Annotated in this window: 20 protein-coding genes and 3 pseudogenes; 11 read left to right on the forward strand and 12 right to left on the reverse strand. The window is 50.9% G+C overall.

Translation table 11 applies throughout. The features are described 5' to 3' along the window. From C7B65_RS24870 to C7B65_RS24895, 7 genes are all read right to left on the reverse strand, one after another. A partial coding sequence (locus C7B65_RS24870) for a helix-turn-helix domain-containing protein (RefSeq protein WP_146135850.1) occupies positions 1-326 on the reverse strand: 326 nt, incomplete at its 3' end. A gap of 36 nt (positions 327-362) precedes the next feature. Then, complete coding sequence (locus tag C7B65_RS24875; protein ID WP_106254204.1) at positions 363-1,517, reverse strand: hypothetical protein; 1,155 nt, start codon at positions 1,515-1,517, stop codon at positions 363-365. Positions 1,518-1,535: 18 nt separating this feature from the next. Beyond that, positions 1,536-2,141 (reverse strand): Uma2 family endonuclease, encoded by a 606-nt coding sequence (locus C7B65_RS24880; RefSeq protein WP_106254205.1) that lies wholly within the window; start codon positions 2,139-2,141, stop codon positions 1,536-1,538. Positions 2,142-2,186: 45 nt separating this feature from the next. Beyond that, a complete protein-coding gene (locus tag C7B65_RS24885; RefSeq protein ID WP_106254206.1) occupies positions 2,187-2,534 on the reverse strand; it encodes a XisI protein in 348 nt (115 codons plus the stop codon). A gap of 139 nt (positions 2,535-2,673) precedes the next feature. Then, entirely contained in the window at positions 2,674-3,708 is a 1,035-nt protein-coding gene (locus C7B65_RS24890; protein ID WP_244913289.1) for a type IIL restriction-modification enzyme MmeI, read from the reverse strand. Continuing rightward, positions 3,689-3,916 (reverse strand): hypothetical protein, encoded by a 228-nt coding sequence (locus C7B65_RS29005; protein WP_244913290.1) that lies wholly within the window; start codon positions 3,914-3,916, stop codon positions 3,689-3,691. The genes C7B65_RS24890 and C7B65_RS29005 overlap by 20 nt, the downstream gene beginning before the upstream one ends. Continuing rightward, positions 3,913-4,149, reverse strand: coding sequence for a DUF5615 family PIN-like protein (locus C7B65_RS24895; protein WP_342353026.1), 237 nt, complete (start codon positions 4,147-4,149; stop codon positions 3,913-3,915). The genes C7B65_RS29005 and C7B65_RS24895 overlap by 4 nt, the downstream gene beginning before the upstream one ends. A gap of 89 nt (positions 4,150-4,238) precedes the next feature. Here C7B65_RS24895 and C7B65_RS24900 point away from each other — a divergent pair, with 89 nt between their 5' ends. The 5 genes from C7B65_RS24900 to C7B65_RS24920 all read left to right on the forward strand — a co-directional run bounded on the left by C7B65_RS24900 (position 4,239) and on the right by C7B65_RS24920 (position 7,988). After that, complete coding sequence (locus tag C7B65_RS24900; RefSeq protein ID WP_106254207.1) at positions 4,239-5,366, forward strand: ISAs1 family transposase; 1,128 nt, start codon at positions 4,239-4,241, stop codon at positions 5,364-5,366. A 250-nt stretch (positions 5,367-5,616) separates the two neighbouring features. Then, positions 5,617-6,567, forward strand: coding sequence for a ParB/RepB/Spo0J family partition protein (locus C7B65_RS24905; protein ID WP_106254208.1), 951 nt, complete (start codon positions 5,617-5,619; stop codon positions 6,565-6,567). A 59-nt stretch (positions 6,568-6,626) separates the two neighbouring features. After that, a complete protein-coding gene (locus tag C7B65_RS24910) occupies positions 6,627-6,998 on the forward strand; it encodes a GIY-YIG nuclease family protein (protein WP_106254209.1) in 372 nt (123 codons plus the stop codon). 2 nt (positions 6,999-7,000) lie between these two features. Further along, on the forward strand, positions 7,001-7,237 hold the full coding sequence (locus C7B65_RS24915) for a hypothetical protein (RefSeq protein ID WP_106254210.1): 237 nt from the start codon (positions 7,001-7,003) through the stop codon (positions 7,235-7,237). 550 nt (positions 7,238-7,787) lie between these two features. Beyond that, complete coding sequence (locus C7B65_RS24920; protein WP_106254211.1) at positions 7,788-7,988, forward strand: recombinase family protein; 201 nt, start codon at positions 7,788-7,790, stop codon at positions 7,986-7,988. Between the two features lie 170 nt (positions 7,989-8,158). Here C7B65_RS24920 and C7B65_RS24925 read toward each other — a convergent pair whose 3' ends face one another. Continuing rightward, complete coding sequence (locus C7B65_RS24925; RefSeq protein WP_181314499.1) at positions 8,159-10,252, reverse strand: D-arabinono-1,4-lactone oxidase; 2,094 nt, start codon at positions 10,250-10,252, stop codon at positions 8,159-8,161. An 89-nt stretch (positions 10,253-10,341) separates the two neighbouring features. Then, the gene (locus C7B65_RS28150; RefSeq protein WP_181314500.1) at positions 10,342-10,488 is read right to left on the reverse strand and encodes a hypothetical protein; all 147 of its coding nucleotides are present in this window, start codon (positions 10,486-10,488) and stop codon (positions 10,342-10,344) included. 923 nt (positions 10,489-11,411) lie between these two features. Between C7B65_RS28150 and C7B65_RS24930 the strand changes: the two genes are divergently transcribed. Both C7B65_RS24930 and C7B65_RS24935 read left to right on the forward strand, forming a co-directional pair. Beyond that, entirely contained in the window at positions 11,412-12,392 is a 981-nt protein-coding gene (locus C7B65_RS24930) for an AfsR/SARP family transcriptional regulator (protein ID WP_106254213.1), read from the forward strand. 32 nt (positions 12,393-12,424) lie between these two features. Further along, on the forward strand, positions 12,425-14,197 hold the full coding sequence (locus C7B65_RS24935) for an NACHT domain-containing protein (RefSeq protein ID WP_106254214.1): 1,773 nt from the start codon (positions 12,425-12,427) through the stop codon (positions 14,195-14,197). A 431-nt stretch (positions 14,198-14,628) separates the two neighbouring features. Here C7B65_RS24935 and tnpA read toward each other — a convergent pair. Continuing rightward, positions 14,629-14,841 (reverse strand): annotated as a pseudogene (tnpA, locus tag C7B65_RS24940) (IS200/IS605 family transposase); the annotation flags it as partial. Positions 14,842-15,008: 167 nt separating this feature from the next. On the opposite strand from tnpA, the pseudogene C7B65_RS29740 reads away from it, so the two are divergent. Together C7B65_RS29740 and C7B65_RS24955 are read left to right on the forward strand one after the other, a co-directional pair. After that, positions 15,009-16,086, forward strand: a pseudogene (locus C7B65_RS29740) (ISAs1 family transposase). Then, complete coding sequence (locus C7B65_RS24955; RefSeq protein WP_342353027.1) at positions 16,083-16,547, forward strand: recombinase family protein; 465 nt, start codon at positions 16,083-16,085, stop codon at positions 16,545-16,547. Before C7B65_RS29740 ends, C7B65_RS24955 begins: the two are co-directional and overlap by 4 nt. A 411-nt stretch (positions 16,548-16,958) precedes the next feature. On the opposite strand, the gene C7B65_RS24960 is transcribed toward C7B65_RS24955, so the two are convergent. Then, complete coding sequence (locus C7B65_RS24960) at positions 16,959-17,432, reverse strand: hypothetical protein (protein ID WP_073075347.1); 474 nt, start codon at positions 17,430-17,432, stop codon at positions 16,959-16,961. Positions 17,433-17,615: 183 nt separating this feature from the next. Between C7B65_RS24960 and C7B65_RS24965 the strand changes: the two genes are divergently transcribed. After that, positions 17,616-17,960 (forward strand): hypothetical protein, encoded by a 345-nt coding sequence (locus C7B65_RS24965; RefSeq protein ID WP_106254218.1) that lies wholly within the window; start codon positions 17,616-17,618, stop codon positions 17,958-17,960. Here the strand turns inward: C7B65_RS24965 and C7B65_RS24970 are convergent. Next, positions 17,946-19,259, reverse strand: coding sequence for an IS701 family transposase (locus tag C7B65_RS24970; RefSeq protein ID WP_073075345.1), 1,314 nt, complete (start codon positions 19,257-19,259; stop codon positions 17,946-17,948). The genes C7B65_RS24965 and C7B65_RS24970 overlap by 15 nt on opposite strands. Before the next feature lie 164 nt (positions 19,260-19,423). Here C7B65_RS24970 and C7B65_RS24975 point away from each other — a divergent pair. After that, positions 19,424-19,705, forward strand: a pseudogene (locus C7B65_RS24975) (helix-turn-helix domain-containing protein); the annotation flags it as partial. Between the last annotated feature and the right edge of the window lie 79 nt (positions 19,706-19,784).

Consider the following 19,784-nt stretch of genomic DNA (forward strand, 5'->3'; position numbering starts at 1 on the left):
GAGCAAGTTAGGGCAATCAAATGGGCTTCTTTTTCCCCGTCTAAACGCTGCACTCTTGGCTGCTGCCCTTGCTTGTAGCTCAAGACGGCTTCAAATCCTTCCTCCACAAACTGGTGCCGGACTCGCTCAATCGTTGCCACACTCACATCCAGGGCGGCGCTGATGGCTTGGTCTCCCCACCCCCCATCGGCTTGATGCTGATCCGCTTTCAACAAAATTCGAGCACGATTCATTTTGTAGGCAGCCGTTTTGCCCGTTGTGGTCAGTTTCTCAAGGATTTGTCGTTCTTCTGCACTCAGCGTTACCTTGTACTTCTTTGCAGGCATGGTTCCGTTCTCAGGTAGGGGAACGGTGGGTCTTCATTATCCATCATTCCTGCATTGACTGTCTACTAGTACGGTTGCGTCATTTAGGGCTTGCAGTCCTGCTTCAATGCGATCGCAGGCGCGGTTGGCATCGTTCAACAGTTGGGCAACTTTTTCGGCATAGGGGGAAGCGATCGGGGCATCGCGTTGAGCCATAATCCAGGTGCGATATTCTGTCACCATTGGACTGAGCATTTGTTGAATCGTGGCTGCACTTTCGGCATCGGCTAAGGCTCTCATGCCCAGCTTTACATCTGCGATCGGAGCGGGTTCGACTCTGGGCACGTTGGCAGTAGGAATCCAGGTGGTGCAGACCTCCGTGCAATGACCTGAATGCGTTGAGTGAGCGAGGGCTGAGACGTTGTGACCGACCGCAAACTCATAGTCATGGCGACATTGAAGGCTGGCAACGGCTTCATCCCGATCGTCGCTATCGATGCCTCGCAGGTCTGAGCGGGGTACAAAGCCTTCTTCGCACTGTGCGGTCAGGCAGGTTTGAAAGGCGAAGGTCGTATCTTTCTCGCTAAACTGCATCTTGCGATAGTTCACGACAAAAATAGACACCGAAAGGGTGCCTGCTGTAAATCGAGCGTCGTGGACTGGGCAACCGTTGACGACTAGCGCTAAACCGCTCCCGCCAGGAATCTCAATTTCAAAAGAATCTTCAGTGGCAGCAATTGGCACAATAAGCGTTGCTGTTTGAGGAATGCGCTTCCATCCCTGGGGCTTTCGTTTCTTTTTGTCGTCTGGCTCCTGATCAGGAGTGTCTTCCTCCAGTTCGATCGGAAGATAGTCGCCCCAATGGATCGTGGCTTGCAGTTCTTTTGTTTGCTGCGAAATTAGAAAACTCAGCCCCATCGACGAAGGGAATAAAGCTTTTCGGGCTGCGGCGGCTGCGGGAGTTTGGCTGTCTTCGCTAGAGTCTCCTGCACCGATCTCATCTGATATCTCATCTGCGGTCGGGTCAGAGCGATCGTCGGGTTTTGCCCCAAAGGGAGCCAGGGAACCTGTGAGATACCACTTGGATGGAGCTTGGATCAGCACTTCTTCAGCATGATCGCGATCGACAGGTGTGGGACCTACCAGATCAAGCTGGAGGGCATCGACGAGAGTGGAGCGAATTTCGGCAGAGGTGAGTTGGGGCACAGTCATCTGGTTGAGTGGACACGGCTAACGGGGCAGAATATCGTCTAGACGAAGCTGGAGTTGGGGCAGTAGGGGAGAGTGAATGGGTTGCCTCAAGCGATACTGCTGCTGAGTGTATTCTTCCCCTTCAAGCTGGTAAACCGTGAAGGTGGGCTGTTTGGGTTTGCCGATAAAGGCGATACCGCCTAAGCCGCGATAGTCTACGATCCAATATTCGGGGATGCCGAGCAGGGCATATTCTTCGACTTTGCGGGCGTAATCTGTTTCCCAGTTGGTGCTAACGACTTCAACAACTAGCTTGATCGATCGCCCCAGGGTGATAACGGGTTCTTGTTCCCAACGGGGTTCGCTCGACAGAACAGTTTCATCCAGAACGACAACATCGGGGCGGCGAGCGGTTGCCGTGTCGGAGAAGGGGCGAATCAGGCAGGTGCGAGGGATGAACCAGGGGAGGCGTTGTTGGGCGATCGCGATGCCAATTTGGGTTGCGATCTTGCCGCCAACCGCTTCATGTGGTCCGGTAGGCTCCATATCGATCAGTTCTCCATCTGCGAGTTCGTAGCGGAATTCATCACCGTATTGGGCAATGAATTCATCAAAGGTGAGAGTTTTAGTGGGGGTGTAGGTCATGGGGCAGCACTGAGTTGAAGGACAGGCGATTCTTGAGGGATAGGCTTACGCGACTGCGTATCCGGTATGTGGGCGAATATCAGGTGGATGGAAAGCGAGTACGATCTGGTCTTTGGAGACACCAGCGGCGGCGAGTTCATCAGTGATGCCGTGGTCGAGTCCGTCGTGGTGAAGCCAGATTTTATGGTTGCGGATTTCGGCATCAAAAATGAGGGAATGAACTCGCTTTTGGTCAATCCAGCCTTCGTCGATTACGAGGTAGCGTGTTTTGTTGTCTGCAATAATCAGCTTGCAAAGGCTTCCGTTTGGATGACGGTTGAAGAGTTCGCAGTATTCTTCTACGATGCGCTGCAACTCGGTGAGGGCGCGATCGAGTGAGGTTAGGGTATCCATTGAATAATTTCCTCCTGAGTTTCGTCAAAAATTAGGAGTAAAGTAGAAAACTCCTTCGCTCTCGTTTCCACCTCGCCCCGACTTCCAGTCCGGGGGCGGGTGATGCAATAGACGATCGCCTTCAAAGCATCCTCTTAGTTTAAAGCAGGTCAAGTTGCTGGGTGTCGGGCGGGATCAAATCGAGTTGTTTGGGAGTGGGGGGAACGGTATCGATCGCATTGGCTGTGGGCATTCTGGCAGGTTCTTTGCGGCGGTTTGTTTTTCCCTGAATTTCTGCGGTGGCTCGATCGCTATTGAGCTTCAGCAGTCGGGCGAGAACTTCATCATGCACGGTTTCCGACCAGCGGTAACGCCAGGGGTTTTTGCGTTTGCTGGTTCCTTCGTCGTCATCGTCTTCGTAGTCGAGGCGAAATTCGCAGTCGATCGCAATATCTGTCCAACCGTAGGCATCGAGGACGGCTCGATCGCATTCTGCATGAAGTGAGCGCAGTTTGAGAATGTCGGGATTAGTTTCGTCGGGGTCGTGGAAGCGGTTGTAGGTGGCGGTGAGTCCCTGGTTGTGGCGCATCATGAGAGCGGCGCGGAATTCATAGTAGGTTTTGCCTGCGGCTTCGAGGGTGGGGTTGGTTTCCCAGTCGGAAGGGAAGGGGAAGGTTTCAAAGCAGTCTGAGGGATTGTATGTACAATCATCTTTCATCGTTGCGCTAAAGAATCGTACCCAAATCTCATGAATGCGAGATTGTATCGATGCAAAATGCGAATATTGATCAAGTGGAAAAACAATCAGCTTGTGACTGAAAACCATCTTGGAAGGTAAAAAAACAAAATTCAAATATTTTGTAGCGGCAGCGGTAATAACTAACACTCGATCGCACTGGGCGATCGCTTTATAAAGAGCTTCAGCAGAACGGGCAAACATCCGCCAACGAGCAGGATTAACGATTGATCCTTGTTTTAGTCTGTTAGGCTTAACTTTCTCTTCAACGATCGCCATCAAATCAGGATATTTCCGCGCCTCGTCCTCTTTCATATCGCCAAAATTAATCACATAGCGATGATGCGAATGAGTTGGGCTAGTGTTCACTTCTTCGCCGCCAATGTAAGGGAAAATCCGTTCTTGATTGCGCGGGTCTTGCTCGATCAGACGGTGCATTTCAGCAATATGAAGTCGCATCAGGATTTGTATCATCAAACGTGAAACCCATGCCCAAAACATAGCTACCCACAAAACTCTTATTCGCATTGGCTAACAGCGTGGCTGGGTCATCATTGCCGCCCTGGTCAAACAAAAAAGCAGTAATTTTCTCAACAGGTTTGCCGTCAAGCTGAATGGGGATGGATGCTGGAATCAAGGCTTGGTCGGAGGGAATTGGGCGGTTCATGGGCGCGTATACTCCCGGATGGTGAAAACAGGTTGACCAGAGCCACGTTGATTTTGTTGCAGTACCCTCAGTAAGCGATTTTGTAAGGTTTCTTGGGTGGTGAGGTAGTTGTGAAGCACCTGTCCGAGTCCCTGGAGATCTTTGTCATCTTTGCAAACCACAATGCCGCCATGCTCGACCCCACTGCGATGCAACGCCAGAAAATCATCCCGATTTAGGGTAATGATTGCCAGGGCGAACGCATCTTAATTTCGCATAGCCCTCAGAGCAAATAACTAATTGTAAGAGAGGAGAATGGGCAAATCTATTCTATTTTCTACCGATGAAGCTCAAGCCAAGAACCCGCATTGCTGAACATTTCGACTTAGTAGAAGACCCCCGCGTTGAGCGAACTAAACGGCATAAGCTCATTGATATTCTGACCATCGCGATTCTGGCGGTGATTTGTGGAGCAGACAGTTGGGTGGGAATGGAAACCTTTGGACGAGCGAAGGTCAAGTGGCTGAAGCGAATTCTAGAATTGCCCAATGGCATCCCGGCTCACGACACCTTTGCCCGCGTGTTTGCAGCGCTCAACCCGGAACAGTTTCAGCAATGTTTTTTGAACTGGGTGCGGTCACGGAGTCAACTGAGCCAAGCGCAGGTGATTGCGATTGATGGCAAGACTCTGCGCCAATCTTGTCATCCAATGGATGGCAAACGAGCGATCCACAGGGTCAGCGCGTGGGCAACCGCCAATCGGTTAGTGTTAGGACAGCGCCAGGTAGATGAGAAATCGAATGAGATTACGGCAATTCCACAATTGCTGAAAGCGCTCGAAATCGAGGGAAGTATTATCACCATTGATGCCATGGGATGTCAGAGGGCAATTGCTCAAGAGATTGTGGAGCGAGGAGCCGATTATGTCCTGGCTCTCAAGGGCAATCAAGGTCGTCTGTTTGAAGCGGTTCAGCAGATCTTTGCCCAGTCTCAAAAGACCCAGTTTGCTGGGATGGAGCATGATTATCAGCAAACCATCGACATCGGGCATGGTCGGGTCGAAACTCGTCGCTGCTGGACAATGAGACCCGTTGAGGGCTGGGTCGAAGCAGAACAATGGGTGAAGTTGACCAGTATCGCGATGGTCGAGGCGGAACGTCGAATCAACGGCAAAGTTAGCCTGGAAACTCGCTACTCCATCAGCAGTTTAGAGAGTCATGCCGGTCGCTTGAATGAGGCAGTTCGGACCCACTGGGGCATCGAAAACTCTCTCCACCGGGTCTTGGATGTGGCATTTCAAGAGGACAACTGTCGAATTCGCAAAGACCATGCCCCCAAAAATCTAGCGATTGTTCGCCACATTGCCCTCAACTTGCTCAATCAAGAGACCACAGCCAAGGTAGGTGTCAAGAACAAACGGCTTCGAGCCGGGTGGGATGAAGACTACTTGCTGAAGGTTTTGCTTGAATAAGATGCGTTTGCCCTGGATGAAGACTACTTGCTGAAGGTTTTGCTTGAATAAGATGCGTTTGCCCTGATACCCGAGCGCTTAGCGCGATTCAGGAGCAGCTCTCCTCGATAGGAAAAGTTTTTGACCCGATCCCCCGTGCAACTGCCTACGCGGATGCGGCAGAGTCTCATCTGGCACTGGCGCTTTACGATCCGAAGCATCCGTCCATATGTGTTTTGAATGATATTGCAACCTATCTGGAGAACTTGTAGTGGCTGTAAATCGAAAGCGAAAGACTGAAACTCCTTATCGTGAGATAAAAGTAGGCAAAGGATTGGATGCATTGTTTGGTGAGTCTATAGGCGGTTCATTCTCAGAGCAATCTGTTTCCATCGCTGACATCCATTTTCCTCCTCAGCAGCCACGCCGCTACTTTGATCCCCAGGCAATGCAGGCACTCACCAATTCTGTTCGTCGGGATGGAATTTTAGAACCGTTGCTGGTTCGCCAACGAGCATCAGGCGGTTATGAACTCGTTGCGGGTGAGCGTCGCTATCGAGCTGCTAAAGAAGTGGGACTCGTAGATCTGCCAGTGATTATTCGTCAGCTAACAGATGGTCAAGCATTACACATCACTTTGGTTGAGAATCTACTTCGAGAAGATCTGAATCCACTAGAGGAAACGGAGGGAATTCTGAATCTTCTATCGCTACGGCTTGGAACTGACGTAGAGTCAGTGATTTCTTTGCTTTACCGGATGCAGAATGATGTTCAACGAGTGACCCATAACGTTATGGGTCAGGCAGAAGCCGAGGTTATCCAGACAGTGTTCGTTGAGGTTGGACTGGCTTGGGAGTCTTTCGTTAATAATAGATTACCTCTGCTGAAGCTACCGGAGGACATTCTCACAGCACTACGCAGTGGTCAGATCGCTTATACAAAAGCTCAAGCGATCGCACGAGTAAAAGATGAGCAGCACCGTAAGAATCTGTTAGAGCAAGCAGTGATGAAAGGGCTATCACTCACTGAAATTAGAGCAGTAGCCACGGAAACAAAGAGATCTGAGCAATCTGGGAATAAGGACGAACCTCACTTTCGGGTTCGGATTGATAATGTTTGTCGGCGGATGAAAAAATCAAAGCTTTGGGATGATCCAAAGAAACGGCTTAACTTGGAGAAGGCGTTAGCAGCGGTAGAAGCTCTGCTGAACACGGAGTCTTGAAGGATGTTGATTCGCGGTAGAGATGACTTGTATGATATGCCCTGTGATCGTTAGCTGTAATGAGTGATGATAAAGACCCGACAAGAGAGAAAGCGGAATTAATTCTACAAGCCTTGAAAGTAGATTTTGAGTTGTGCCATGAGCTTTTGAAGGATTTTCGTAATGTTCCTAATCGCCCTGGAATTTATGCAGTTCGAGACAGAGAGAAAATTCTTTACATTGGTCGATCTGCTAATATCCGAACCCGATTTCAAGGTGGACACAAGGCGTTAGGGTGGGCGTTGATTGACGGGCTAAGAGCACAGGATGTCCGAATTGCGACCGCGATCGTAGAAGAACCATGGGTTCGGAGATTGCCTGCAATTGAAGAATACTTGCTAGTAGCATTGCGACCTTTCTATAATGTTCAATACCCCTCACCACGAGGTTAAATATGCAAACGTCCAATGTCCGGTCAGAATTGCGGGTGCAAATACCTGAGAAGATTCGTCAGGCGCTCGAAGCTTATGCCTCTGAAAATCAGTTTCCAATGGATTTAGTGATTGAGATGGCACTTGCTCAGTTTTTGGATGTGGATGCGGTGACTTTTGATGACTGCAATCCAGTGATGAGTCCTGGGCAATTGCGGGAAGAAATTGAAGTTCTCAGGTATCAGCTAGATAAACAGTAGCTTGAAGCTTACTCGTGAGAGAAGGTTGAACCACAAAAATTATGAGGTACGCCACTTGATGATAGAAGAATTTGGCGTTTCTGTAGCTTTTAACTCACAACCAATTCTAAATCTGAAAGACTCTCTGTGACTGCGTGTGATAGTTGACTTCTCGGTTGAATCAAAGCAAGAAACCACCTGATGAATAAGTTTCTCCAATATCTTGATTAGGCTCGTGCCTCTGTCCGAACAGTAGAAGTTCTGACTCGATCTCTTCCCTTCCTCTGTTGCCGTAGCAGTCACGATACATCATCCAGATCAAGTAGCTGCAGACGACATTTGGCAGAAAAGCATCAAAGAACGACCGCTTTATTGAGGAAGCAAAGAAGGCTTGTATGCCAGTTTCAAGTGTCTCACAAACGCTCCTTTGTTTTACACTTGAACCTGTTTTGCTAAAACTAGGTTTTCAGGTTCACAAACGTGTAAATTAACTTGTTAATCAATCTATGTCTCAAAATACAGCAAGTCTAACGAGTTCTGAGACAATCACAGAACATTCAACCTCTCAACCATGCTGATTGGCTACGAACGAGTTTCCACAGACGACCAAAATCTGGCACTGCAACATGACGCTTTGCAAGCTGCCAACTGTGAAAAAATCTTCTCAGACAAGATGAGCGGTTCAAACGCGGATCGCCCTGGCTTGAAGGAAGCCTTTGAGTTCGCTAGAAAAGGGGACACGATCGTGGTCTGGCGGCTGGTGGTGCGCTAGACATGGGGATCTGAATCGCAGGATTTAGTCCGACAAAGCTTTCTGGGTAACCCGTCCCCATGTCTAGAACACTACCTCTTTTCGGGGGGTTATGCAAAAAACCCCAACAAGAGCTGCCCGTCGTGGCAAGGAGTGCGGGGATCCGCGCGGATCCCCGAGCATCGAGAGCGCTAAGCCTCTAGCAACTGTCGCAAGAAGTCGTTGTAGAACAGATTGCTCGGATCCAATGCTTTGCGGAAGGCATTGAAAGCCGTCAGCCGCTCGCCTCGAAGCTTGCGGAGCATCGAGAGGAAGTTCCGGTTGAACGGAGCGGAGTGCGTACCAGTGGGCTGATGCGGATCGTAGAATCCGTACATCTTTCCATTGTGCGGCAGTCCGCCCATCGCAACCCAGTCGCGCTCGACATCAGCGAAGAACTGCAGCAGCTTGGTGGGGTATTCAGCCGCGGGGCTCGGCTCGATCCAGCCGATCAGATCGAGATTGATGAAGTAGGTTGGCTTCGTCGAGTAGCTGCCTGACATAGCCGTATTGCCAGACTTGACGAAACGGAACTCCAACGGCGCTGCGATGTGAAAGGCGTCCTGTTCGATGGTTTGGTTGCCCACCACAGCCAGCCCATCCCACACCTTGGCAAGCCCCTTTTCGTCGAGGTCTGGGAGCTCTATGAAGTAGGACATGAAGATCACCTGCGCAGACTCTACAAGCCACAGGTCCGAGTGGACCTGGTTCGCCGTGTTGGCTTGCGACTCGATCACATCCATCGCGATCTTGACGAATCCGGAGGGCGGAATGGGAGGTGTGTGAAAAGGATCGTAGGCGTTGGGGTAGTATTGCGAGGCCCGAACGCTTGGAAGGGCGAAGTCCTTGATTCCGCTGACGTACGGTGCGCCGAATTCATCGGAGCCCGCCAGAGCACAGGCGGTCTGCGGAGTGACACTTTCATTGGGAATCTTTTCGGCTGGATTGTTGACGATATCCCAGGACAGCACGAGGAAGTTCTCGAGCGAGACAGGAAAGGGCAGGTTGGGAGCCGCCGCGTAGGGTGTGTAGAACACCTCCATGCGGTCGTGCTTCGACGGGCCTGTCAGCATCTTTTTGAACGTGCTGATGAACGCGGCCTTGTCTTCGCACAAATAGTTCTTGACCTCGCCTTTGAGTGTCGTCGCGTATGGACGGGGCAGCACGTCGAGGACAATCTTCGTCACGATCCCGAGACCGCCCAGCGAAACCCGCGCAAACTGCAAGGGCGACCATCCATTCACCGACGGAGAGTTCGCGTCGATGGTCTGCTCTTTGCCGTCGGCATTCATAATGGTGAACGACGAGGCAGTTTCGGCTAAGATCGGTCCATCGACAGTACCACCGTGCACGTCGACAGCGGTCATGCCACCGATGCTGAAGAATCCACCGGCGGTGACCGTCTTCATCATCTTGTTGTTCTTGGAAAGGAAGGCATCGAGGGCATCTTCTCGAATGCCAGGCTTCACCGTCACCTGATTGGGTCCGGGGCCCATGACCATGCCCTGGTCGCCAACGTCGACATAGCAGGACATGTCCACGATGTAAGTGGTCGTTGTCTTGGGCGGGGCTTTGCGGTTGTCGTCAGCAACCAGCGGTGGCTGGGAATGACGCTGTCCAGACACGCGGATGGTGGTGGCACCCTTCCTTCGAGCCTCCGCCAGCATCGTCGTCAGCTCGGCGTGGTTCTTGGGGGTGTAGTAGTACGTGCCGTTATCAAGGGCTGGCACATGCTTGATGTTGCCGCTCCAATTCACCCACGTTGGAGCCGTGGCGAGCTCCAGCTCACACACGAGAATGTCAGGATCGTTCGCTTCGGCCCACCAGACCCAGTCGATGCCGAGACTTCGGTATGGACCGGTCAGGAAGCGGTCTGGATAGTTGCCGGGCGAGATTGTGCCGTCCGCGTTGTGGATGACATTCGTGTAGTACCCAGAGCTTTTCCCGGACTGCTGCAGCGACCAACAAGCATACCAGGAGTCGCTAATTCCCAAGCAACGGTCGTTCGGGCTGGTTTTTTGTGCGAGATACTGCCATTCGCCCTTCTCCATCCAGTAGCATTCCGACGGAGGATAGTGTTCGCCTATCCCGAGAGCAGTCGACTGGCTATTTCGACTGCTTAAATAGCCAACGAACGTCCCATTGGACTTATTGAAGCACTTCACGCGTCGATACTTTGACCCACCGAGGATTTCAGCCGTGGCGGTTTTCGATAGCGGTTCTTGCTCCAACCGGTCGCCATCCACTAGAATCTCCTTTGGATCAACATCACCTGGGCCTGAATCTGAATCTCTATTCATTGGATTTTTCTCTGCCTTTCATAAATTGGGTTTCTTTACACAATCCCTCCGCTGCCCGGATCACGCTCATGAACGTAATACTCTTTCGGTGAAAGCTGGTTGCACCAACTGTAATTGACACCCGCACTGATGCAGGTATTGATCACAGCGTTGGTATTGTTGAGAATTGTAACAGTGCCCATATAAGTCTCCTTGAACAGATGATGTGAGGGTTGTGTTCTAGACATGGGACGGGTTGCCCAGAAAGCTTTGTCGGGTTGTGTTCTAGACATGTGGATTGTGGCAGTCAAACCTCGCTTTTGAAGGCAATCTCTGGAAAGCCATCCCCATGTCTAGAACATCACCGCTTTGTCGGACTAAATCCTGCGATTTAGATTCCCATGTCTAGCGCATCACCGACATGAGTATTGAGATGTCTGAGTCTTACGCCAAGAAAGCCATTGCTCTTTGTCGCCGACTCAAGCAAACGCTGCATCGTTGAAAAACGTTGATTTGTGAGCAGATGTTGCCAGAGATAAGGACAGCGAATACAGCAAGGCTGCTAATGACTAGCGTTGTGATCGATCACTTCCGCTTGGTAGACATCTTCTTCTCAAAGGCTGTCCAAATCGAAGCCTGCTACATCTACTGCACAAATGATGGCATTTGAACTGATGCAGTTGAGGCGAAATCAATCGGCTGTTCGATTGAACCTGCGAATACTCTACTTAGCACTCGTCTACGCAACGTTCTATCAGCGTGAAATCAACGTGAAATTTATCCAAAGCGAGTAAAGAAATAATTTTGACGTTGATTTTACGTTGTGAATCGCACCCTTTCACGTTTGCAACTCGTGGTAAGGTTGTGTGAAAAGCTTGCTCTCCTCGTCAGAGCGGTTTGGTTTGATGCCTGCCTCAGGCGGTGCTTAAATTTCGATCGCTCAATTCGCAAATTGCTGCCGGAGCGATTTTTCTACGCTGGATAGATGGGGTTTGATGTATGAGCAATCAAGGCTGTTAGAACATGGCGTATCTCACGCTGTCTTTCTTGGGATCGTTCCAGGCCAAGCTTGACGATCGAGCGATCGTTAACTTCAGGTATGAAAAAGTACGGCTGCTGTTGATCTATGCTTGTGATGACCGCTGTCGCTCCCCAATCGCGTGAAAAGCTGGCGGTGCTCTTGTGGCCGAATCAGTCGAAAGCCCGCTCCAACCTGAGAAAAGCTTTATCGACGCTGCGGCAAGTTTTGGGCGAGGAGATGTCGCCCTTTCTGCTTTCCACGCGCAATACGATTCAATTTAATCTGCAAAGCAGCTACAGCCTGGATGTTGAAGTCTTCACCGCGCACCTTCGCGCCTGTACGCTGCATTCCCACCCTGGCGAATCCTGCCTTGACTGCATGGCTCGACTTCAGCAAGCGATCGTTGCCTATCGCGGTTCGTTTCTAGAGCAGGTCAGCCTGCCAGAGAGCGAAGCTTTCGAGGAATGGGTCAGTTTGACCCGCGAGCGTCTGCATCGCGAGGCGGTCGCAGCCTGTACGCTGCTGACCCAATCCTTTGAGCAGCAGCAAAATTGGGAGCAAGCCCAAATTCATGCCCAACGCTTGCTAGAGCTAGAGCCGTCGCTGGAAACGGCACATCAAAGCTTGATGCGAATCTTGACTCAGCAGGGACAGCGCACCGTTGCCTTGCAGCAGTTCGATCGCTGCTGTCAAATGCTGAAAGCTGACCTGGGAACCGAACCCCTCGCAGCCACGATCGCCCTATTTGAACAGATTCGGGCTGGAGCGCAGCTTCATTCTGCTGCCGTTCCTGCCAGCGATGCCATCAGCCTGCCGGAGCCGTTTGAAGAGGATGCGTTAATTAGCGATCGAGGTGCCCTAAGGCGAAGTACCTCGGTGAAACTCGATCGCGGGGGAGCGCAAGCTTTACGAAATCGCAGCAAGATGCTGGACAAGGTTTACAGCTTTTGGATTCAGGGTGTTTTAGAAAACTCGCTGCACCACGCTATTTTGATTGATTTGGGACTCGAAGACCGCCCCAGCCTGCTCAACCGCTCGAAACCCATATCTTTGATGCTTACGAGAAATTTAAAGGAACGCTCCTAATTCTGGGCGATCCTGGGGCAGGCAAAACGACAATGCTGCTGGAACTGGCTCGATCGCTCATCGATCAGTCCAAGCAGGATCTTGACCACCCGATCCCCGTTGTCTTTAACTTGTCTTCGTGGGCGGTACAACCGCAATCGATCGAGCAATGGCTGGTCAATGAACTGCAAACCCGCTATCAAATTCCGCAGCGGATTGGGCAATCCTGGATCGAAAAAGCCGAGATTTTACCGCTTCTCGATGGTCTTGATGAAGTCGTGCTAGAACAGCGACCGGCTTGTGTTGAAGCGATCAATCAGTTTCAACTGCAAAACTGGCTGAATCCTTTAGTGGTGTGTAGCCGCACGGCAGACTATGAAGCATTGGGCGATCGCCTCCAGCTTCAGGGCGCGATCGTGGTGCAGTCGATGCAGCCCACTCGGGTCGATGCCTATTTTGATTGCTTGGGCAATCAGGTTGCGAAAACGGCACTGGCCCAAAACCCCTTCCTTCAGGAATTAGTGAATACGCCTTTAATGGCAAGCATTATGGCGATCGCCTATGAGCAAATTCCGGAGTCGCTCGACTCGATCAACCAATGGCGCAATCACCTGTTTGACTCGTACATTCAGCGAATGCTCATTCACCGAGGGCCAGATCAACGCTATGCCCCCGAACAAGTCACCGCATGGCTCCAATGGTTGGCAAAGCATCTTTTTCAGCGCAGCCAAACCGCCTTTTTCATCGAACAGCTACAGCCCAACTGGTTGCTGAATACAGACCAGCGTCTTCTGTCCATTAGCGAAATTTTTGCAGTCGGATTGCTGTTTGGCTTAGCGGGCGGATTGGGTGCGGGAGTGCAAAGCGGACTCGCAACAGGCTGGGCAGACGGCATCATCCCCTGGCTCCAGTGTGGTCTGTGGGGAATGCTGTACGGCTTAGGAATCGGTGTTTTGAGCGGAATTGTCGTGGGCATGGCGATCGGGGGGCTGACGCTTTTGACCTACCGCGAACCGATCGTAACTGCGGCGGAGCAACCCAGATCGATTGGGTATGCCGTAAGGCTGGGCAGCGCAGCAGCAGCACAGGGGATCGTCATTGGACTCGTGTTTGAATCAAAATTGGGGATTTGCTATGCGCTTGCAACCAGCGTGGCGGTTGGAATTGGGGTTTGGCGAAACCATCGCTCCGGACAAATCACACTTGCAGAATTGTGGTCATGGTCATGGTCGAACTTGAAGCCGGGGATTCTCCCTGGGCTGATGCTAAGCGCAATGTTCGGCTTCGGGAACTGGCTGAATTATGGTTCGGTTGCGGGCTGGATTGTGGGTTTGTCGGTCGGGGTGATCTCGCTGGTGACTTTTGGGTTAACGGGTGCGGCGATCGAAGCCAAAACCTTCCCCAATCAGGGCGTTCACAATTCTGCTCGCAATGCGATGACCATGAGCTTGGCGTTCGGCGTTCCGTTCGGTCTGGCTCACGCAATTGGCTACGGCTTCAGTCTGGACTGGGCAGGAGGTATCGGCTATGGAATTAATGCGGGCGTTATGGGCTGCGCGGCGTTTTGGCTGAGGTGCGGCGGGTTAGCTTGCGTTCAACATAGTCTCGTGCGCTATTTGCTGTTTCGCAGCGGTGTCGTGCCCTGGAACTACGCCCATTTTCTGGATCACGCTGCAGATCGAATCTTGTTGCGGAAGGTCGGCGGCGGCTACATCTTTATTCATCAATTGTTGCTGGAGCATTTTGCTCTACAAAACCGGACAGAGTTAGGCGTTCCCGTAGCAAGTGGACCAAAAACAACGCTAAGCCTGAAAGCCCCTCTGTGACTGGCTTGTGATATTTTATTTCTCGCTTTGCCTAAAGCAAGAAACCGCTCGACGAATCAGGTTTCCAAATATCTTGATTAGGCTCGTCTCTCTGCCCGGTCGGCAGAAGTTCTACCCAAAGACAAGGGTTTCAGCCATCAGAAAGAACGAGCGAATCAGAGCTTGAGCGATTTGTAGGGTGATGTAACAGTCCAGAAGTAGGTCAGTTGTGTAGTATTGGCAAAAATGGACTTAATCAAAACTTATCAGTTGCCCAGCCAAAATTCCTTAAGGTTGGTTCTGATCCATTTGCTACGGGACCGCCGTAGTGGGGTTGCGACAGGATACGACACTGTTGGCGAATCAATGAGAGAAAAATTAGCAATCGCTGCATTCCAGTCCTGGTAGAAATTGTAGCATTGAGTACTTTGGGTACTGAGCTAACCTGAGTCCTTCGGCGGAATCGAAATGAGCCTATGCACATGGTCCGCACACAAGTGCCCTTCTTCGATCCGACGCTCCTTCTGCCGTGCCAGCTCATGGAAGATTTTTCCTAAATACTGCCGCAATTCTTGATCCATCGCTTTGCGTCGATACTTGGGAATGAACACCACATGGTATTTGCACTCCCATTTCGTATGGCTTAAGCTACCGATATCTTTCATTTGAGTCTCCTTGGCGCGAAGGTCACAATTGCTTCGCGTTAACGAGACTTTTCCGGAGACTCCCGGTACTGTCAAACTCTGGGAGTTCCCCAGCAGAGCTGGCAGGGCTGATCTATCGGTTGTAGAAAATAGAGAATAGAGAGGTTGTTTCATAGAGCCATCGTCCAATGAGCCTGATTGAGCATCTGCAAACGGTTCGAGATTTCCGCACTCAGCCCAATTATCCCTTATGGGTGGTGTTGCTGCTCGTGGTCATGGGCACCATGAGCGGCTGCACAGGATACCGTCCCCTCGCCGACTTTGTTTCACGGCAACAACCTGAGTTGTTGACCGTATTGAAGTTGCCAAGGCAGCGATTGCCCAGTCTATCAACTCTGCGCCGGATTATGGTACGGGTGGATTTCGAGTCGTTCACTCAAGCCTTCAAGGCTTGGGCACGAGAGCAATTCACCCCTGCACCAGGCGAACAACTGGCGACCGATGGCAAAGGCATCAAAGTGAGTGTGAGCGACTACGACCAGCCCTATCAAGATTTTGTCAGTGTTGTGTCAGCATTCAGGGTCGCTCAAGGAGTCGGGGTGGGCTTAGAGACGATGCGGAACCATCAAACCAGTGAGATTAAGACGGTTGAAGGGTTGCTGGAAAAACTGCAACTCAAGGGCGTGTGCTTTAGTCTCGATGCTTTGCACACCCAAAAAAACAGTTGAGCAAATTATCCAGAGTGGCAATGACTATCTGATTGCGGTCAAAGGCAACCAACGGAAGTTATTTGAGCAGTTGAAAACACAGTTTGAGCAAGTCCCGACCCCAAGAGTCGAGGTGCAAACGGAACTCACCCGAAACCGACAAAGCCAACGGACGGTGAGTGTTTTGGACAGTGTTGGTGCAATTGACGCGCAGTGGGTTGGGGTACAACGCATCATTCGAGTCGAGCGGGTCGGGACAAGAGCCAATCGAGCGGTGAGCGAAACGATGTTTTACATCAGTTCTCTGACTTTGGATGCAGCTGAGTTTGCTCAACGCATTCGCCAGCACTGGCACGTTGAAAATCGGCTGCATTGGGTCAAAGATGTCGTCCTCAAAGAAGATTGCTCTCCCTTGTGTGATGGTCATGCCCCCGTCAATTTTGCGATTGTGCGAACCATTGCGCTCAATCTATTTCGGCATCATGGCTTTGCTTCTGTCACTCAGGGGTTGCGGCGCATGGCACACGACATTCCTGGTCTATTTTCTTTCCTTCAATAGATCAGCCCTGCCGTAGGAGAGGGGAGCGACCTGGACTGACCAAGGCACTGGAGATGCTGCGGGAAGGGGATAGCTTGGTTGTGTGGAAATTGGACCGACTTGGACGCAGGGTTAAGCATTTGGTCGATCTAGTCGGGGAGTTGCATCAGCAAGGGATTCAGTTGAAGAGTCTGACTGACTCGATTGATACGGCTACTCCGTCGGGTCGCTTCTTCTTTCATGTCATGGCAAGTTTAGCTGAGATGGAGCGAGAGCTCAATGCGGAGCGAACCCGGGCTGGGTTGGAAGTCGCCCGTCAACTGGGGCGCAAGGGTGGGCGCAAACGTCAGATGACCGATAGTAAAATCGAGTCGGCAAAGCAACTGTTGACGAATGGGGTGCCTCCTCGTGACGTGGCTAAAAATCTTGGCGTGTCTGTACCGACGCTCTACCGCTGGGTTCCAGCTTCTTCAATTCCTTAACGTGCTATATTTTCCGTTCTCTGTGTCTACCCCTGGTAGAAAAAAGGCTTTAAAGGGCAAAGGATAGAGCCTCGCTTAAACAAATGCCGTCTCGCTTTGCTTCTACCCAATGAGCTACACGATTGGCTTCTGAGCTTTATGCAACATCATGCTGTGTAACACCGCAATCAAGGGGAATCACATTACCCCGTGTAGAACCTGCACTAGCGGGCGCAAAACTGCCACTGAAATGACGATACCCAAAGCTGCAATTAATTGACCTTTCATGGAATGTTCTACTTGGAAGCGCGATCTCAACCCCAAGGCGTTGACTTGAAATCGCACTTCAGTGCAGCGCTCCGCTTTGCTCCTGATCTGGTTCACCCACAGATGAACTCATCAACGCCAATCTTGCCTACCTCTTGGTCAGGCTTAACTTTTCGTGAAGGAGAAGACGAAGTTGGTGTTTACAACTTTTCCAGACATCGAGGTTGCCCCCGCAGTCCCTGAGAGCACGATGGCTTGATTGCCATTGAACTTCTCCAGCTTAATTTGAATGGTATTGCCTTGTTTGGTGGCACTGAGGCTACCTTTTTGCAACGGACCGTCCTGTCCATCCAGTTGCCAAGTGCCTTGATAGGTGGAATCCTTGCCTGTCATCTTGAGAGTCAGATAGGACAAAGCATCATCGCCCGCCGCATGAATATTGCCTTGCCAAGAGCCGTTGAGGAACAGAGGAGCCGTGAACCGCGCCAGACTGGGTGACTGAACCGTGGGTGAAACGGCGGTCAGTCCGGGTTGAATGGTTTGGACACCTGCTTGAACGGGGTTCACCGTTAAAGCTAGACCACTGGTGAGGGTTGTGATCAGGGTTGCTAGAGCGAGGGTCTGTTTTGAGAAGTACATAGCGGGTGTCCTGGTTAAAGAGATTGACTGGGCAGTAGACCACGGGAAGTTGTTCTACTGCTCTCTGATAGGGAGGACTTGCAGCGGTTATGCACCAGAGAGCTTAGTGAGTGAAAACTCTCGTGCGGCTGGCGGCAGACTCGCTGACACTGTTGGCGAAATATTGCTTAACACTTGAAAGTCTTGAAGCTTCGCTTATTTTGCACTTTTTATATCCGTCTCTCGGTTCAAGCCCTCCACTGCTCATTTCACCCGAGAGCCAGCGATCCCTATAAATCTCTCAAAACAACCTTGAAGGTAGAGATTGACGAAGCCGCTTGGGAATCCTTGTATAGTGACACCCCTCGTCCGTTCACAAAACCCAAGTCAGGACGCATTCGCGAGTCAGAGATCCTGTTTGATGGGCGGCAATCGCTGAAAGCTGCCATCGTATTTCAGGATTTACAGCCTGATCAATCGCAGGTGTTATCCCTCTTTTGTTACTTCAATGAGAGAGAAGGCGCTGAAGTGTTATCAAACTGCCACTAGCTGCGGGGTTGGAAGAATGCGAAACGCATCCATCCAATCCATCAACTGATGCAATCCCCGTTTGAGTCCGGGCGTGGGAAAGACCTGTAACCAGACTTCTAGCATCCCCCAACACCAATAGGGTTGCAGCAGTAATCGTAAATTGTTCAGTGCACCTTTCCAAGTGACTCCTGATTCCCAATCAGGATGGTGACTAAAGGGCAAAACCTGGGGTGCGACATCTTCTGTTGGCGTTGAGTGTTGCTGATACTGCTTGAAGTGTTCGGCGTGTAGGCTCACCAGTAAGTAAGCACTGAACACTAACTCCCACCAACGCTCAATACTTTTGTAATCCGTTAAGCGATGATCGTGCCAGCCCAATTCCTGCTTCACCTGTCTGAACCCGTATTCAATCCAGGTTCTTAGACTGTATTGCGCCGCAATGCTCAACAGGATATCTCCCTCTAGATTCGTCATGATGAACCAACTATCGGCTTTGTCGGGGTCTGACGTGCTGCCCTTGGTGATTTGGTAGTAGCGCACGTTGCGACGATGACCGAAGATGATTTCGCGCAGATGCCGACGTTCAGTGGGACGCTCCTGCAAGGGCTGGTCATAGGCGCGCCACCGGTTGTAGCGTACCCTTTGCCCCTTTGCCATCAGCACTCCATGATTTGAGCGAATCGCCACAATGTACGGCAACTGCAATTGCTCCAGACATCGGATCACTGCTTCACTTTCGCCATACAAGCTATCGGCTAACACCCGCTCAATCACCAATCCCAGGGCTTTGATCTGCTGAATCATTCCGACTGCTATCTGAGGTTTGCTCTGATACTCGTCTGGAGTTTTGAGCCGAGATTTCGGTTTGTAGATCTGAAATAGCAAGGGGTAAGTGATGCTATCGACCACCGCATACGCATTGACGCTGACCATCCCATTGGCAGTTTTGCCTAAGTTGCCGATGTACTGCTTTGCCACATAGTCGGTGGCTTCTCCTTTCTTCACATCGCCCGTTTCATCGATGCACAAACTGATGGGACGAGTGCCAATTTGTTGTTGAATTAGGCGCAGGCGAATCGCTCGGACTTGTGCCACGTCCCACACCCCATCGCGTAAAAAGTGATGCAAACTTTGTCCGTCTTTCAGTCCACTGAGTTTGGCGATTTCTGGTAACGTTTTGCGCGGCAGCGGGCTGATCATTCCCACATGCAGCCACTTGAAGCATTCATACGAGCGCACATCCTCAAACACCGAGCGGTACAACCAACAATACTCGTCCACGAAGCCCACCGTTGCAACAGGGTGTCGGAGTGTCATGATTTCAACTTAAACACAGCAATTTCTAGCTTAATTTGTTCTCATTGAAGTAACAAAAGAGGGGTTATACTCATCACGGCTAAAAAGTGGACTTTTAGCTTTTCCTCTTCCATCTACGATAGGATGAGGCAATTCCCCTCTGAGCAATCGGGACCGTTGTGAGCATGATTCGGATTGAATTTACTGAGCAAATGGTCAGGGAATTGAACTACGAACGGTATCATCACCCCCACCCAAAAGTGCAACAAAAGATGGAAGTGTTGTATTTGAAAAGTCAAAAGTTGGCTCACCAAAACATCCGCCGACTGTGCAATATTTCCAAAACAACCCTAACGGTCTATCTCAAGCAGTATCTAGCGGGTGGGATTGAGCGGCTCAAACGTTTAGATTATCAGGGGCAACCCAGCGATTTGAATCAACACATCGCGAGTGTGGAAACCTACTTTAGCTCAGATCTTGCACCAGTCTCAACAAGGGGTTGCCAAAAAGCTCAAAGTCTGAAAGAAAGGGCGTAGAAACATTTCA

The sequence above is a fragment of the Phormidesmis priestleyi ULC007 genome, assembly GCF_003003695.1.
GTDB classification, from domain to species: domain Bacteria; phylum Cyanobacteriota; class Cyanobacteriia; order Leptolyngbyales; family Leptolyngbyaceae; genus Phormidesmis_A; species Phormidesmis_A priestleyi_A.

Bases quoted from the DNA above. Each gene is read 5' to 3' on its own strand.
- C7B65_RS24875 (WP_106254204.1), bottom strand. From the start codon at position 1,517: ATGACTGTGCCCCAACTCACCTCTGCCGAAATTCGCTCCACTCTCGTC.
- C7B65_RS24880 (WP_106254205.1), bottom strand. From the start codon at position 2,141: ATGACCTACACCCCCACTAAAACTCTCACCTTTGATGAATTCATTGCC.
- C7B65_RS24885 (WP_106254206.1), bottom strand. From the start codon at position 2,534: ATGGATACCCTAACCTCACTCGATCGCGCCCTCACCGAGTTGCAGCGC.
- C7B65_RS24890 (WP_244913289.1), bottom strand. From the start codon at position 3,708: ATGCGACTTCATATTGCTGAAATGCACCGTCTGATCGAGCAAGACCCG.
- C7B65_RS29005 (WP_244913290.1), bottom strand. From the start codon at position 3,916: ATGAACCGCCCAATTCCCTCCGACCAAGCCTTGATTCCAGCATCCATC.
- C7B65_RS24900 (WP_106254207.1), top strand. From the start codon at position 4,239: ATGAAGCTCAAGCCAAGAACCCGCATTGCTGAACATTTCGACTTAGTA.
- C7B65_RS24910 (WP_106254209.1), top strand. From the start codon at position 6,627: ATGAGTGATGATAAAGACCCGACAAGAGAGAAAGCGGAATTAATTCTA.
- C7B65_RS24915 (WP_106254210.1), top strand. From the start codon at position 7,001: ATGCAAACGTCCAATGTCCGGTCAGAATTGCGGGTGCAAATACCTGAG.
- C7B65_RS24920 (WP_106254211.1), top strand. From the start codon at position 7,788: ATGCTGATTGGCTACGAACGAGTTTCCACAGACGACCAAAATCTGGCA.
- C7B65_RS28150 (WP_181314500.1), bottom strand. From the start codon at position 10,488: ATGGGCACTGTTACAATTCTCAACAATACCAACGCTGTGATCAATACC.
- C7B65_RS24930 (WP_106254213.1), top strand. From the start codon at position 11,412: ATGCTTGTGATGACCGCTGTCGCTCCCCAATCGCGTGAAAAGCTGGCG.
- C7B65_RS24935 (WP_106254214.1), top strand. From the start codon at position 12,425: ATGCTGCTGGAACTGGCTCGATCGCTCATCGATCAGTCCAAGCAGGAT.
- C7B65_RS24960 (WP_073075347.1), bottom strand. From the start codon at position 17,432: ATGTACTTCTCAAAACAGACCCTCGCTCTAGCAACCCTGATCACAACC.
- C7B65_RS24970 (WP_073075345.1), bottom strand. From the start codon at position 19,259: ATGACACTCCGACACCCTGTTGCAACGGTGGGCTTCGTGGACGAGTAT.